Origin of the sequence: Salinisphaera aquimarina (assembly GCF_042643355.1) — a bacterium.
In the GTDB taxonomy this organism is placed as follows: domain Bacteria; phylum Pseudomonadota; class Gammaproteobacteria; order Nevskiales; family Salinisphaeraceae; genus Salinisphaera; species Salinisphaera aquimarina.
In genome coordinates, this window is record NZ_JBHRSS010000003.1 from 218,441 (window position 1) to 232,964 (window position 14,524).

A 14,524-nucleotide genomic window follows, 5' to 3' on the forward strand; every position below is an offset into this window, starting at 1 on the left:
GCGGACGGGCCGAGACCGGCAAATAGCTTCGACCCGGCTGCCCTGTCACCAGGGAGGCGACCTCGTGGGGATCCGTGCCCCGGTCGTCGGGATCGTACAGAGTAGCGCGCCACCTTCAGGAGATACGATTCTTCCGGGACCGAAATCGCCTTGAAGCGCCTCTGAAAAAAGACACCCGGCCGGCCCTTGGCGGAGGCTGCAGAACGGGATATGCACCCGGCCCATACCCTTAGCAAGATTCCCATCCGGCGTTTCGATCGAGAGGTGATAGTGGTTGTCCAGCCGAGTCGCTGCTGCGCCTGAGCCAACACCCGCAGGAGCACAGGCTTTGCCCTCCGCATACCGGTTTATCCGCCCGCCTGCCAAACAGCGATGGCTTTGACTGGATGAATGAGCTGGATGATGTTCAACATCAGATTGTCCCGAATCACGATCGCGAGCACGCACTCGGAACCAAGGAACAAAAGCACCGATCCATAGGCCGGTACCTTACGTGCCCAGACAAACCCCACCGCCATCGCGAGCGTGTCGCCAATTGAATTGACCACGCTGTCGCCAAAATAGCCGGCCGCCAACGCGGTCTGTCGATAGCGATCCATGATGAAAGGCGTGTTCTCGATCATCTCCCAGTTCGCCTCGAGACCGAGCGCCGTCAGCAAAACAACGGTAAACGGCGCGCCCGGGGCCACCAGCCAGATCAGCAGATAGAACAACAGCCCATGCGCGACATGCGTGACGCTGTACCAGTCCGTGAGGTGTTGAGAGGTCTGCGGACCAGACGCCGAGCCATGCCAGAGATCAATGTGGCCGCATTCACATATGAGCGGATGCCCCATGGCCATGAGCGTGAGTGCTTGGATGAACAGAATCGCGGCCGCAACAAGTACGAAAGTCTGCGGGGACAACGGGCGCCAATCGCGAGCATTCAGGCGCAGAAAATTCACGAGTCAACCGGCACCAGGCGGTGTATCGACAAAAGACGCATCGGGTATGGGCCTGGGCCTGGCAAGTGGCAGCAAAAATTCAGCATAGCCGAATCATGAACGCACAACGCAATACCACCGCCGCTTGATCCCATCACTGCGGAGGCACGCACGACCCCGACGCACACAGGCGCCGGGGCCACAGTGCCTCGCGACGAGGCCGCGACTCCAGGCAAGCCCTAGTAGATACCGCGTGTTTCCGGCGTCTCCAGGGTGCCGGCGTCCACGATCAGGTTGATCGTTGCCAGCTCGTCACCGGAGATCGAGTCCATACCGTCCACGGCCGCGATGAAACGAGCACGCTCGCCGTCACTCACCAGATCCTTGGTGTAATCAGCCAGCTTGGCTTCGTAGTCCGGGCGCTGCCAAGGCGTGTCGCCGCCGGGGTGTGCATTGGCGCGGGTCTTCTCGTCCGCCACTTCGCTGCCATCCGCCAGGGTCACGATCATGCGGCCGCCGTAGGCCTGCACGTTCGGGTCCTGGTCGTGGTAGAGGTCTTCCCAGCGCTGATCGAACTGCGTTTCGATACGCGCCATCATGGCGCGCAGCTCGTCCTTCTCGGCCGGGGTCATCTGGTAGGCGCGATCCTTGTGGAACTCGCCGGTCTGGATGCAGCGGGCGATGGCGAACATGATGCTGTGGTCCAGCGTGCCGCGTGGCGAATCCGGATCGATCTTCTGCGGGTCCTGCGCGTCGGTGCCAATCACGTGATGGGTGTGATGGCTGGTTTCCAGCACGATCTTTTCGATCTGGTCCAGGTCGACCCCATCGCCTTTCTTCGGCAGCTGCTCACGCAGCTGCAGCGCCAGATCGATGATCGCCTGGCCCTGATATTCGAAGGCATGCTGCTTCGGATAGGTCTTCATGATGTTGCGCAGGCCGTCGACGCCCGGCTCCGCCAGTTCGACCTTGTAGACCGCGTTTTCATCGTCGCGGCCGTTGAGGAAGCGACGGATGATGCTGTCCACGCCTTCGTACACCGGGTTCGGCCCCTTGAGTCCGTGCATGGCGTGATGCACGGCCTTGATGGAGATCTCGGCCGAGAAGCCGGGCACGAATTCCTTCTGCGCACCGATATCACCCTTGCGCGACTGGCGAGAGGAAATCGCGTTGTGCACGGCGAAGTTGATCGCGTGGTAGGTCTGCTCGGTGGTCAGCCCCAGCATGGACGAGATGCCCGCCGCCGTGCCCGCGGCGATATGGGTCATGTGGTCGACTTTGTGCTTGTGCAGGCAAATGCCGGTGCCGTCGCCCGTGCCCACGAGCGCGACGTGCACCTCGTAGGCGACGACAATACCGCGCAGGATATCGGCACCGGACACGCCCAGATGCTGGCCGACTGCAATGATCGGCGAGATGTTGTCGTCCGGGTGCGAATATTCCGCCGCCAGATAGCAGTCGTCGTTGTCCAGAAACCGTACGCCCACCGCGTTGGCGAACGCGGCCGGCACGGGCGCAAATTTATCCTTGAGCCCCCAGATGGTCGCCTTGCCCGTGCCCTTGGAGCCTACTGCGTCAGCGCGCGCCACCTTCACCGCCGACTCGTTCGCGGCACCCAGCGCAATCGCGGCGTTGTCGATGATTCGATTCTTGGCCATCGCCACGGCCTCGGCGTCTTGCGGGGCGTCTTTCGCGCGGGTAGCCAGTTCAGCCAGCTTCCATGCCAACTGCTGATCACGGGCAAGGTCGCCACTGGTTTTTTCGACCTGAACGGTGTGGATCGTAGCGGTCATACAACACATTCCTTCTGATTGAACGGGCTACCCGCCAGAGGCGGCTATTTCGTGAGGCCGGATTTTAAACGATTTGGGGCGCTCGCCGGTTTCGGCCTTCTTTTTCCTGAAAATGAAAAACCCGAGAGCCGCCGGTTTTCTTGTTTTTAGCGCGCAATCACGACCCTGCTCAGGCGCCGCCGGATCACCGGCGAGAACGGCGGCCCGAAGCGCGAAAAGCAGCGACAATCTGTTCCTGCATATCGCGCCGTAAAAAGAAAATCGCCCTTCTCTGGGCGCGCTCGATTGACCGCGCGATCGTCTACGAAACGCGGTCGGCGCCCCGCACGGCGCGACTGACGGTCAAATGGTTCACGCCGAAATACGCGCCGCTCTCAGCCATGCTGTACCCGCCGGCCGCATAGGCAAGCATGATGGCCTCATCACGGGTATTGCTCTGCGCAGCATAGGCGGCGCACGGCCTCGCCCGGTACGGTGCGCGGCTACGCCGGGCCGGTTGCCACGGGCCGAGCCGGGTCGTTGCTCCAGTCGCTCCACGATCCGGGATACAAACGCGGCAAGGGCCGCCCGAGCACCGCGCAGGCCAGTATCAGCTGGCAGGCGCTCACGCCGGAACCGCAGTAGCTGATCGTCGCATCACCCGCCGGCAGCGCTTGCACCAGCTCGTGCGGCGACACGAAGCGGGAGTGCGTATCCAGCAACGACGACGCCGGCACGTTGTGCGCCCCGGGGATATGGCCCGCGGCCGGGTCGAGCGGTTCGTACTCGCCGCGAAAACGCTCGCCGGCACGCGCATCGAGCAGCACGGCGTCGCCGCGAGCGACATCGTCGGCGGTGGCGATCAGGTCGTCGTCGAACGTCGGCGTCCAGTCGCTCGGCTCGGGCTCGGTCGTATCCGTCGACACCGGGTGATCGCCGGCACGCCAGGCCGGCCAGCCGCCATCGAGCACGTATGCCGCGGGATGGCCGGCCCAGACAAGCATCCACCATGCCCGCGCCGCGGCGATGGCACCGCCCTGATCGTCGTAGACCACCACCGGCCGGTCGGGCGTGATGCCCCAGCGCCGCAACTGCTCTGCGAACGTGGTGTGGTCCGGCAACGGGTGGCGCCCGCCCTGCGGCGACGGCGGCGCGGCGAGTTCGTGATCCATATCGGCATGGCGCGCGCCGGGCACATGGCCCTCGCGCCAGAGCGCGCGGCCGGCCTCGGCGTCCTGTAGGCGTGCGCGCGCATCGAGCACCACCGGATCATGCCCCTCGGTCAGCCACTGCGCCAGCGTGCCGGGATCGATCAATACATTCTGCACGGCAATCTCCCAGGACAATGAATCCGCAAACAGGCATGGGGTTACAAGCCACCGAATTTATGCCGACCCTGGCGCGCGCGCAACCGCGCATTCTTGCCTGTCATGCGACACGTCTTCGATGGGTATGAGATCGGCGACCAAAGATCCGCCAACCCCGCCCGCGCCGCGGGTTGACAGGCGATTCGCGCGGCCAGGCTACTGAGTTTACAAAGGAATCATGCCGGATCGCCTTGCGCGCCGGGTTGTTTCATAAGCGGCTCCTTCGTAAGCTTCGCCGGGCCTGCTCGATCCGATACGGGCTCGGCAAGCCGGCTCCCCTGGCTCGCAGATCGTACCGCGACCATCGTCTTCCAAGGCGTTCGACCCGGCCTCGGAATCGTTTGGCCGCGATCCGGCAACGGCTGCGTTGATCCAACGCCAGTCCGGGCAGAGATGAACAAGAGAACACTATGGGATGACATCGAGGGGGTTTTTGAGATATCACCATGATCGCGCGGATCTGCGCGGCGCGGCCGTGCTGGCGTTCGTCGGTGGCCTTGTCCTGCTGGGGATCGGGCTGCCGATCGTGCACAGCATGGTGCCCGAGCCCGCTGCGCTGGGTATTACGGCGGCAGCGGTTGCGGCATGGTTGCTCACCTGGGGCACTTACGGCTATCGCGCCTGGGCTGCCCGCGGCCGCGAGGACGTCATACGCTTCGACGACGCCGGGTTCGAGTCCCAGCTGTTCGGGCGCATCGCTTTCGCCGATGTACGAACGCATTCGATCGGGCGCGATGCGCGCCTGTTCTACTGGGAAGTCGCGGCGCCCTCGCTAACACTGCGTCTGGCCGATCGCCGACGCCTGCGTTTTCATCTGGACGGTCGCCACTATCGGCAGGATCTGCTGGATTACGTCGCCTTCATCGAAGCCGCGCGCGCCGGGCTGCAGGGTGAAAAACAAGCGGCCCAGGTACCCACGCTGCCCGGACAGGCCGCGCTGTTCAGCGAGACCATGGCCGAGCCCACGCCCGACCGACCAGCGGGGCCATCGCATTCGGCCGCCGAGGCGTCGCCGAGCCAGGCCGAGCCATCCCCGAAGACGACACATCATGTCCGTCGTAACAGACGTGCGCCGGCGGACGAGCCCGGCACGCGTCGCGAGCGCCGGGCGTCCGCGGCATCGACCATGAGCCGCGCCAACCGCAATGCCGATCGCCGTTTCCGCGAGCAGATGGTCAAGCACAGCAAATGGGCAGCGCTGGCCATGGTCTTGCTGCCGTTGACTTACGGTATTCGTGCCTGTGACTCCGGTCCGATCAAATCGATGATCGCGCCGAACCCGTTCGAAAGCATGAAGGAGGACGCGCCCAAGGCACTCGAACGCAGCACCAGCCTCTTGCAGACGGCCGTGGCCGAGCAAGGGCCGGTCTATATGTGGGGGCCCGCCGGCGTGGATCGCCAGTTCAAGCCGATCCTCGCGCCCAACGTCAACGCGCGCCATATCGGCATCGACATGCTGGATACGATGAACACGGCCGGCAGCATCATCGACTTCCTGGTCGGTGGCGAGGCCGAAGGCTATCGCATGGGCCTGCAGCACGACGACACGGCCACGTTGTCGTCGTATTCACAGATCTCGCTACGGCCGGTGGACGGCGAACGCACGCTGTCGTTTTTCCTGTTGCCCCCGCCCGAGGCCTCGAACACCGAGCGCACAGGCAAGTTGCCGCAGGTGCACTGGCGTATCCGCTATCGCCAAGTGGACGATATTCCCGACAAGCTCGATGAATTCAATGGCCAGCTGCCGATGCCGATCATCACCCGCTGGCTGAAGATGACGCCGCGGCCGAGCCTGGTGGTTACCGCCTCGCACTATCAAGGCATGACCGATGACGCCTTCCGGGCCGCCGTCGATGCCGTGAAACAGGATTTCCAACGCCGCGGCATCGATACCGCCGAGTTCGAAATACAGCGCTTCGCGGACGGCACGGTGGAAAATGCCGGGCCCGATCGGCACCCCGAATCGCAAGCCCGCGGCAATACCGCCGCGACCGGCACATCAAACAGGAGGCACGGCTCGGATGTCGCCCAGTAAGCCCGCCCAGTCGATTCCCGAGCGCACCGGCGCAGTATTCTTCGTGCGTGTCGCCTGCCGCGAACTCAAACAGATGTCGATCGACAACGGCATGTCGATCGGCCGGTTGTGTACCGACGGCGGTGTGTTCTTCTTCGACCGCGATCGCTTCGACAGCGCCCTGCTGGGCCGCGGCCTGCGGCGCAACGAACAGGTGGTCATCGGTGCCCATCGCCTGCGCGATGGCAGCGCCTGGCTGCACTGGCTGGGGCGCGATAACGGCGACATTTGGGCGCCCGAGCCGGATCGCCGCCCCTGGCTGGCGCCGCTGACGCTGGTCCTGTCGCCCCTGCCCGTGGTCGCAGCCCTGGCGCTGCCCGCGGGCGTCAATATCTTCGTGGTGCTGTTGCAGATCGTCCTGTTCTCGATCGCAGGGTTCTCGCTGCTCTGGGCCGTATATCGGCTGGTCGTCCTGGCGCACCCGGGCCGGCGCCGCGTTGCTCGCGGGCTCCAGGCATTTCGGGCCGGCGAACTCGCTGCGCTGCACGAACCACCGACATTGCGTACGCCGGACACACTGCAGCTTGCCGACGGCCTGCACGGCAAGCTCGGCGTCCTCCAGGACACGCTGAGCAGCGTGGATGTAGTGTTCCGTACCTACGGCAGCGGTCGCACCAGCTACAGCGTTCACGAATACCGCCTGGCCTGCGCCGGCGAGATATTTTCGTTGCGCACTGGCGCCTGGGAACTGCGGCGCTTCATCGACCCGGCCCTGATCCGCCGCGCGCCGTTGTTCCTGGCCGCCGGCGATCACGTGTCGCTGTTGTCGCTGGTCGCGGACGGCGAAGTCCGGGGCCTTCTCAACGCCAGCGACGGCCTCGCCCACGTGACCTACAAGGGCACCGGTACTACGCCCATGGCGCGGCGATTCATTCTCGGCCTTGCCGGGTTCTTCATGGTGTTGCTGCCGATCCTCGGCATCAGCTTCGAGATCTACGACTGGTACGACCGCGGCGTCGGGCCCGACTACTGGGACTGGCTCGACCTGGTGACCCTGAACGCCGGCATGCTGTTGATCGTCACGCTAATCCTCTGCGGCCTGGGTTTGATCGGCGAAATCGCGCACCGCGTGTATCTGCGTCACCGCGAAGAGCGGCCCATCGAGAAGATCCTGGGCATCGCGTTCGCGTGGCGCCTGCGTGCCGGCCGCAGCCCCACGATCAACGAGTTTTTCTGAGCATGCTGCCCGTATGGATACGGCCGTGGCTGCTCGGGGCGGTGCTGTGCTACGCCATCTTCGGCGTGTACTGGTATCTCATGGCCGGCTATACCCACGGCTGGCAGGAGGGCAAGACACTCACGCTGGATACGGCTCTCGCCGAGCCCATGGACTGGGATTCGCTCGAAGCCACCGCCGCCGGCGCCGATGCCCTGCTGGCCGTCAAATCACGCGGTCGCGATACCGAGGCGGAAGCCTGCGCGGCCGACGGCCCGTGCCGAGAACGTTGCCACGCCGAAGGCCAGGTCGCCACCGGCCCGGACCAGCCGGTACTCAATTGCCTGGCGACCACGCCAAAAACAGACAAGAACGACACCCAGCAACGCGTCGACCGCCTGATACGGCAAAGCCATCCGCTGGGCCTGGCCTATCTGCTGCGTAGCGACGGCCAGCAGGTGGCCATGGTCGCGCGCCTGCAGGGCGAAATCCAAGCCATGCGCTGCGGCGCCGAAGGGCGTTGCTACCTGCTCGCCGAACTGCCCGACGTAGCCGACAAGACGGTCTTCGTATCCGACGATTTCGGCCATCACTGGCGTCTGGCCGCCCAGCACGCCCTGGAAAAAGCCTATGTACCGACGATCGTCGGCATCGACGGCGAACGCGTCTGGGTCGACGGCTACAAACGCCTGTATCTGTCGGCCGACGGCGGCCGCCATTGGCGCGTACTGGTCGACGACGAACGCCTGATGGCCTACCGGCCCGGACTGCTGAGCGAGTCGTTGTACGACGATACGAACTCCGACTTCTTCGACTGGTTCATGGACGACACCGGCAGCCTCTATGCGGTCGCCGGCGGTCGCTACCAGCGCGCCCCGAACGCGGTGATGTACCAGGTTGATGCGGCCAGCGGCGACATCGTCTCGGCGGAAAAATACGACGGCGCGTTCACCGATATCGAAAACGGGCCCGACGGGCAGCTCTTCGGCATCTACCGATCCAACCTGCCCGAACGCTACACCCTGTATCGGATGCGCGCCGGCGCGTTGCAGCCGGTGCGCGCCAGCGGCAGCGAGCCCATGCGCTCGCTGGTCGCCAACAGTCACTGGCTTTTGCTCGACATCGGCCGTAACGACGGCGAACACCGCTCGCTCAGCCGCGACGGCGGCCAGCACTGGCGGCCGATGAACGACATCCGCATTCACGACCGCATGCTGTTCGACCCCTCTGGCGCCGGCATCCTGCACTTCGGGTATACAGACCGCAGCGACTATTACCCCTACTACTGGATTCGACCGTAGAGCGCGTTTGTGCCGGGCATGCGATACACAGCTCGCCGCGCGGCCTCGGCACCTCGGCGAGCGACCGATTCAATTGCTCGATACGATCACGCATATCGTCGATGACGGCGTCATCTCCCAGAAACTCTTGATACGCCAGTTTTCCCAGGCCAAAGCTGGCTGCGACCTTCTCTAACGAAAGGGCGATATTCGAATTGAGCCTCGGACGAACGCTCGACAAACGCATCGAGGATCTACTCGATCGTGAGCCCGTCTGTGAAATAACGCGACCCTCGTCGTCTTCGTAGGTTCGCCCGCTTCCATCGCTGCGGGAAGTGACGTGATACATCGCGCCGGCGAATTCGGGTCGTAACGGTCTGGCTATCACCACTCAGGTCAGGCGAAACAAGAACGCAGGGCCCGCCGACAAGCACCGACTGTGGCCAGCATTGATAAAAGATGCATATACTCGAGCAAGCGCTCCAACACCCTTGGTCTAGCGTGTACGACACTCGGCACCAGCATCCAATCCGCTACCGCGTCGCTCTCGGGCTATGCGCCCTGCTATGTCTGGGCACGAGTATCGCCACCGCGAACGAAGCCATGCCGGTCAAGGCCATGGTCGCCGACTTCGACTACGACGATACCTCCGGCGAAGTGCGTGACCAGCGTGCGGCGCATGCCGAAATGATGCACACCTTCGTCGCCACGCTGCGCCAAGGTCTCGAAGACGACGCCGGCTATGCAACGCAGTCCCTGCCTTGCGATAACGACACCTGTACCGCGGGCAACATGGAGTCGGCAGCGCTTATCGAACGCGCTCGGCAAAGCGACGCCCGACTACTGGTCTTCGGCGGCATTCACAAGATGAGCACACTGGTCCAATGGGGCCACGTCTACATGGTGGACCTTTCCAACGAAAAGATTTTATTGGAGCGTTCATTTTCATTTCGCGGTGACGACGAACGCGCGTTTCGCCGTGCAGGTGAATTCGTCGCGGGCACCCTAGCGCGCGTCACGATCGAGCCGCACACGCAGCCCACGCGCGTATTGACCGACTAGTTCTCGCCCGGCGCCTCGATACGCTGCCATGCGTCGGATCGAGATTAGCCCTCGTGCAGCTTCGAGCGTCAGGGCTTGCGTTCTGCCTTTTGGCATTTAGGTGCTGTTGCAATCCAGCAGTAGACCCGCCCCGCCTGCGCCTTTGCCTGCACAGGGCAATAGCCGATAACGTCGACGTCATCGCCTCCTTCAAGTGCCGATTCCGGAGCTTTCATGACGAATTCTCTACGTAAGATCGAAACGCTGGTCGATGGTTTGTCCTTTACCGAAGTGCCCCGCTGGCACAACGGCCGGCTCTGGTTCGTCGACTTCTATACCTACCGCGTGCTGGCGGTCGATCCGGATAATCCGGAGCAGGTCGAAACCGTCGCGGACATCCCCGAGCAGCCCTCCGGTATCGGCTTCCTTCCCGACGGCGACGCGCTACTTGTATCCATGCGCGATCGCCGCCTGATACGCCGCACGGCCGACGGCGCCCTCAGCGAATACGCCGATCTTTCCGCGCTTGCACCCTGGCATCTCAATGACATGGTGGTGGACAGCCAAGGCCGGGCCTGGGTCGGCAACTTCGGTTTCGACCTAATGGCTGGCAAGCCGATGACGGCGACTAACCTCATCCGCGTAGATCCGAACGGCCAGGCGACCGAGGTTGCCAACGGACTGAGATTCCCCAACGGCATGGTCGTCGCGCCGGACGGTAACCAGCTGATTGTTGCGGAAACTTTCGGACAGCAAATCACCGCCTACGATATCGGCGCCCACGGCAACCTGTCCGGTAAACGCGCCTGGGCTAAGCTTGGCCCGGATCCCGAAACGAGCGACGTGATGGAATTCGTCGGTGGCGCAGCTTTTCTGCCCGACGGCATCTGTCTGGACGCCGAAGGCGCGGTCTGGGCCGCCGACGCCGGCCACAACCGCGTGCTGCGGCTGGCCGAGGGCGGCGAAATCCTGGATGAGATATCGACCGGCGATATGGGCGTGTTCGCCTGCATGCTCGGCGGTGACGACGGCCGCACGCTGTTCATGTGCACCGCGCCTTCTTTCAACGAAGAAGAACGCAAGAGCACGCGCGAAGCCGCCGTGAAAATGGTTCGCGTCGATGTGCCCAGCGACGGATTGCCGTAGACGAGACGACTAGCACGTCAAAGCTGAACTGGACCCCATAGTCCCTCTGGCACCCAAAGCCCAACCAGCAGAAGCTGTGTTGGTCAGTTAAATAGACTGTCGCCGGATTCGCGCGAAAAACTCCGCCCGGGCGATTGATCTACGCCGGGGCGACGGCGTGATTCCTTGTGCTCATCTACCACCGCCCTCGTTTGCCGCCTGGCACTGCTTTCGATCAGATTGCCTCGTCCGCATCTAATGACCGAATGCCCATCGAACGCAGATAGCGGTAGGTCTCGTCATAGAACGCCGGGGCGCGCGTCGGGTCGGCTTCGTCGCCCTCGGGTACGAAAATCACCATGCCTTGTCGGGCGCGCGTGAGTAGCACGCGATAGGCATTTAGCAAATATCTCTGCCGTTCAGGCTTATGCATTTTCGTCCATTTCGAGCCGCGGAACCGGTGGCAGCTCCATGCACTGTCCGCACGGCGCAGGTCGGCGTCCCAGGTAACGCAGATCCAATCCAGCTCCAAGCCTTGGACATGAAACTCGGTCGCAACATCTTCTAAGTAGTAGCTCGAACGCGTATCACGGGCTCCATTTAGAAACCAATGGACCGGGTCAATTTTCACGCGGATATCGACCGCGTGTGGCTTCATGCGGTGGGCCTGAGACGACGCAACGAGACCAAAGCGTTCGTTGCCACGCGCCTTTTCGCGAACCCAGCGCTTCGCCGCATCGAGATCACGCGTGACAACAATCGGATACCGTTGCACGAGCGTAGCGGCGATTTGGTGCGCCGCGTCTAGCTCAGAGTCGAGTAGCGCCTTTACGAACGCCGAAAGATTTTCAGCGCGAAACGATCGCATCGAAACAGCCAAATGTAGGCTTTTTTCCGTAAGAAGCTCGCGCTGCGAGCCGAGCTTTCGAAGCGCGCCGCCAGCAGCGTACTCGTTGTCGGTGAGCTCAGGCGATATATAGACCTGCCAGCGCGGAAAGCGATCATGTAGAGATTCTAGCCAGCCCGCGATTCCATCTTCGCCTGTATTAATCTCCTGGCCACCGCCCACGAGGCACACTATTACCGCCCAATCGTTGTGGCGATCCATATAGCTGATCAAGAACTCGGGCTCAGATTGATCGAAGTTCGCGATCCCTTTCCGGCGCGACATGAAATTGGACGTTCGATCTTGGTTCCAAGCTCGCTGTGCCTCATCGAAGATCACAACATGGTCATGTGGCGGCCTGTCTCGATCGCGCACGCCCTCATCGCGAAAGTGATGCACGTTTTGGATAAACGGCTTCACTTTCTGTTTTACAGCCCCCTTGCGAACCGGCTTGCCCTGCGCTTTAGAGCGGGCTAACTCATCGCGGGTGAGGGCTTCTTGCAACACCATGACGAGCGGGCCGTTGCCAGAAAGGAATACCGCGTGCGTGGGCGCATCAACGTCTCGACGCCGTGTGGCTACGTCCAGTCCCACAAGAGTTTTGCCGGCACCTGGCACACCGGTAATAAACACGATCGATTTCGTTCGTTTTGCCTGCGACTCCAAGATTATTTGATCGACTAGATTGGAGGTCACCGAAAGGTTTTTCGCGCCGGCATCGTTACGGGCAATCGCCTCAACGGAATGCTGGCCATACAACGCTTGCGCGGCTTCGATGATGGTCGGCGTCGGCTGATAAGCGGATATCGCCCAACTGCGTGCATCGAGTGAACCGACGCCTCGGCTAACAAGCGCTCTATCGATCAAACCCGCCAAGCCATCAACGCCGCTGCACGCCGGCGGTCGCACCCCGTCAGAATGTCTCGGCTGCCATTCGCGATCGCTCTTGAGCGCTTTGGTTGCGATGAGAACCGGAAAAATATCTGCCGCGTAGCTGCCGGCATGGAAGTTCTTGAGGTCAAGTCCGTAGTCCCAAGCCTGGTTGATATCCCCGGGTTCTACAATGGTGCGCCCCACGGCCCCGAACGGGGCGTTAACCGACAACAACACAGGAGCGCGAGATGCAGACCACGGTTGGAGAGTTTCTTTTCACACGGCTGCGTCAGGCTGGGGTGAGCGACGTGATCGGCGTGCCGGGCGACTTCAACCTGAACCTGCTGGAACAAATCGAAGACATGGAAGGGATCCGGTTTGTCGGGGCGTGCAATGAACTCAATGCCGCCTATGCGGCGGATGGCTATGCCCGGCGACGCGGGATCGGCGCGTTGCTGACCACATACGGCGTGGGCGAGCTCAGCGCCTTATGCGGTATCGCGGGTGCGAACTCCGAACACCTGCCGGTCTTTTCGATCGGCGGCGCCCCACCGCTGTTTGCGACCCAGAACCGTTTCCGGCTCCACCACTCGCTGGCCGACGGCGACTTCGACAACATGCTGTTGAGCATGGCGCCGTTCACTGCCACCGCCGTGCATATCGACTCCACCAACGCAGTCGAGGAGATCGACCGCGCCCTGCACCTGTGCCTGCGCAAGCAGCGTCCGGTTCATGTTCAGGTGCCCTCCGATGTGTCGCATCTGCGCATCGAGGCGCCGGATACACCGTTCGACATACGCATGCCGCCCAGCGACGCCGAACGCCTCGAGGCCGCGCTTGCCCATGTGCAGGACAAACTCGCATCCGCAACCCGGCCCGCGATCCTCACCGATATGGACGCCGACCGCTACGGCTTGATCGACGGCCTGCGCGCACTCGCCCATCGCGGCCACATTCCCTATGCGCAGCTGCCCACCGCCAAGGCGCTGCTCGACGAAAACGATCCCTTGTTTCTGGGTACGTATGCGGGTGCGGCGTCGTCCGCCGATGTACGCGAGCGCATCGAGTCCGCGGACTTTCTCCTAATTACCTCGCCGCGGTTCATCGAAAGCAACTCGGGCAACTTCACCGCACAGCTGCCGTTCGAGTCGGTCGTGGACGTGCGCAACCACCGGGTGACGGTCGGGCCGGACTACTACGAGGGCGTGGTCGGCGCCGAACTGCTCGAACGCCTTGTGGACGCCATCCCGCAGCGCAACGTCGCCAACACTGTTGCCGATGCGGCAGAGCGCGCCCCGGCCGAGCAAGATGCGGGCGAGCCGAGCGACGTGCTCACCCACGCACGGCTATGGCCGCGAATGGCCCGGTTCGTGCGCTCCGGCGATGTCGTGATCGCCGAAGCCGGCACGTCGAATATCGGCCTGTCCGCCCAGCGATTGCCCGCGGACACGGCGTACGTGGCATCCAACATCTGGGGCGCGATCGGCTACACGCTCCCCGCCCTGTTCGGCAGCCTGCTCGCCGCGCCCGAGCGCCGGCACCTGCTATTTATAGGCGACGGCTCGTTCCAGCTCACCGCGCAAGAGCTGTCGTCCATTCTGCGCTACGACCAGCGGCCGATCATCGTATTGATCGACAACGCCGGCTACACCATCGAACGCTACATACTCGGCATGGAACGCGCCTACAACGACATTGCCGCCTGGGACTACGCACGCCTGCCGCAGGTATTCCAGTCGGACGCGAAGATGGTGTCGTATCACGCATCCACGCACGGCGAACTCGAAGACGCCCTCACCCGTATCGAATCCTCCGATCAAGGCGCTTTTCTCATCCTCAAGCTCGACCCGAAGGACGCCCCGGCGGGCTTGAAGACCTTCGGGCCGGCAATCGCCGATTTCGACTACGGCCCCACGGGCCCGCGCAACCCGTGACAGGCCAGGCGACCGAAGCATCGGCGCAGATCGTGCGCTTTGCCTTTCTGCGAGCCTACTCGTCGGTTACTCACCAAGAGACCTAACAATCCC

10 protein-coding genes and 1 pseudogene are annotated in these 14,524 nt (G+C 63.0%); 6 read left to right on the forward strand and 5 right to left on the reverse strand.

From position 1 onward, the window contains the following. Positions 1-347: 347 nt before the first annotated feature. The 3 genes from ACFOSU_RS04585 to ACFOSU_RS04595 form a co-directional block, all read right to left on the reverse strand. Positions 348-944 (reverse strand): DUF2585 family protein, encoded by a 597-nt coding sequence (locus ACFOSU_RS04585; RefSeq protein WP_380686927.1) that lies wholly within the window; start codon positions 942-944, stop codon positions 348-350. Positions 945-1,162: 218 nt separating this feature from the next. Further along, positions 1,163-2,716: an MmgE/PrpD family protein gene (locus ACFOSU_RS04590; RefSeq protein WP_380686929.1), complete on the reverse strand. Its 1,554-nt coding sequence runs from the start codon at positions 2,714-2,716 to the stop codon at positions 1,163-1,165. 482 nt (positions 2,717-3,198) lie between these two features. Beyond that, positions 3,199-4,023: a sulfurtransferase gene (locus ACFOSU_RS04595; RefSeq protein WP_380686931.1), complete on the reverse strand. Its 825-nt coding sequence runs from the start codon at positions 4,021-4,023 to the stop codon at positions 3,199-3,201. Between the two features lie 472 nt (positions 4,024-4,495). Between ACFOSU_RS04595 and ACFOSU_RS04600 the strand changes: the two genes are divergently transcribed. Genes ACFOSU_RS04600 through ACFOSU_RS04610 form a run of 3 tightly spaced genes read left to right on the forward strand, consistent with a single transcriptional unit; the run spans position 4,496 to position 8,593 of the window. After that, a complete protein-coding gene (locus ACFOSU_RS04600) occupies positions 4,496-6,097 on the forward strand; it encodes a hypothetical protein (RefSeq protein ID WP_380686933.1) in 1,602 nt (533 codons plus the stop codon). Continuing rightward, positions 6,084-7,313, forward strand: coding sequence for a hypothetical protein (locus ACFOSU_RS04605; protein ID WP_380686935.1), 1,230 nt, complete (start codon positions 6,084-6,086; stop codon positions 7,311-7,313). The genes ACFOSU_RS04600 and ACFOSU_RS04605 overlap by 14 nt, the downstream gene beginning before the upstream one ends. A 2-nt stretch (positions 7,314-7,315) precedes the next feature. Continuing rightward, entirely contained in the window at positions 7,316-8,593 is a 1,278-nt protein-coding gene (locus tag ACFOSU_RS04610; protein WP_380686937.1) for a WD40/YVTN/BNR-like repeat-containing protein, read from the forward strand. 265 nt (positions 8,594-8,858) lie between these two features. Here ACFOSU_RS04610 and ACFOSU_RS21030 read toward each other — a convergent pair. Continuing rightward, positions 8,859-8,957: pseudogene (locus ACFOSU_RS21030) on the reverse strand (addiction module toxin RelE); the annotation flags it as partial. A 218-nt stretch (positions 8,958-9,175) separates the two neighbouring features. On the opposite strand from ACFOSU_RS21030, the gene ACFOSU_RS04615 reads away from it, so the two are divergent. After that, positions 9,176-9,634, forward strand: coding sequence for a DUF2380 domain-containing protein (locus tag ACFOSU_RS04615; RefSeq protein WP_380686939.1), 459 nt, complete (start codon positions 9,176-9,178; stop codon positions 9,632-9,634). 213 nt (positions 9,635-9,847) lie between these two features. Next, on the forward strand, positions 9,848-10,759 hold the full coding sequence (locus tag ACFOSU_RS04620) for an SMP-30/gluconolactonase/LRE family protein (protein ID WP_380686941.1): 912 nt from the start codon (positions 9,848-9,850) through the stop codon (positions 10,757-10,759). A 214-nt stretch (positions 10,760-10,973) separates the two neighbouring features. On the opposite strand, the gene ACFOSU_RS04625 is transcribed toward ACFOSU_RS04620, so the two are convergent. Then, positions 10,974-12,701 (reverse strand): DUF2075 domain-containing protein, encoded by a 1,728-nt coding sequence (locus tag ACFOSU_RS04625; protein WP_380686943.1) that lies wholly within the window; start codon positions 12,699-12,701, stop codon positions 10,974-10,976. A gap of 44 nt (positions 12,702-12,745) precedes the next feature. Here ACFOSU_RS04625 and ACFOSU_RS04630 point away from each other — a divergent pair, with 44 nt between their 5' ends. Next, positions 12,746-14,431, forward strand: coding sequence for an alpha-keto acid decarboxylase family protein (locus tag ACFOSU_RS04630; RefSeq protein WP_380686945.1), 1,686 nt, complete (start codon positions 12,746-12,748; stop codon positions 14,429-14,431). Positions 14,432-14,524: the final 93 nt, after the last annotated feature.

What these genes read in the sequence shown, in the direction of transcription:
- ACFOSU_RS04590 (WP_380686929.1), bottom strand. Translation starts at nt 2,716, where the DNA reads ATGACCGCTACGATCCACACCGTTCAGGTCGAAAAAACCAGTGGCGAC.
- ACFOSU_RS04605 (WP_380686935.1), top strand. Translation starts at nt 6,084, where the DNA reads ATGTCGCCCAGTAAGCCCGCCCAGTCGATTCCCGAGCGCACCGGCGCA.
- ACFOSU_RS04610 (WP_380686937.1), top strand. Translation starts at nt 7,316, where the DNA reads ATGCTGCCCGTATGGATACGGCCGTGGCTGCTCGGGGCGGTGCTGTGC.
- ACFOSU_RS04615 (WP_380686939.1), top strand. Translation starts at nt 9,176, where the DNA reads ATGCCGGTCAAGGCCATGGTCGCCGACTTCGACTACGACGATACCTCC.
- ACFOSU_RS04620 (WP_380686941.1), top strand. Translation starts at nt 9,848, where the DNA reads ATGACGAATTCTCTACGTAAGATCGAAACGCTGGTCGATGGTTTGTCC.
- ACFOSU_RS04630 (WP_380686945.1), top strand. Translation starts at nt 12,746, where the DNA reads ATGCAGACCACGGTTGGAGAGTTTCTTTTCACACGGCTGCGTCAGGCT.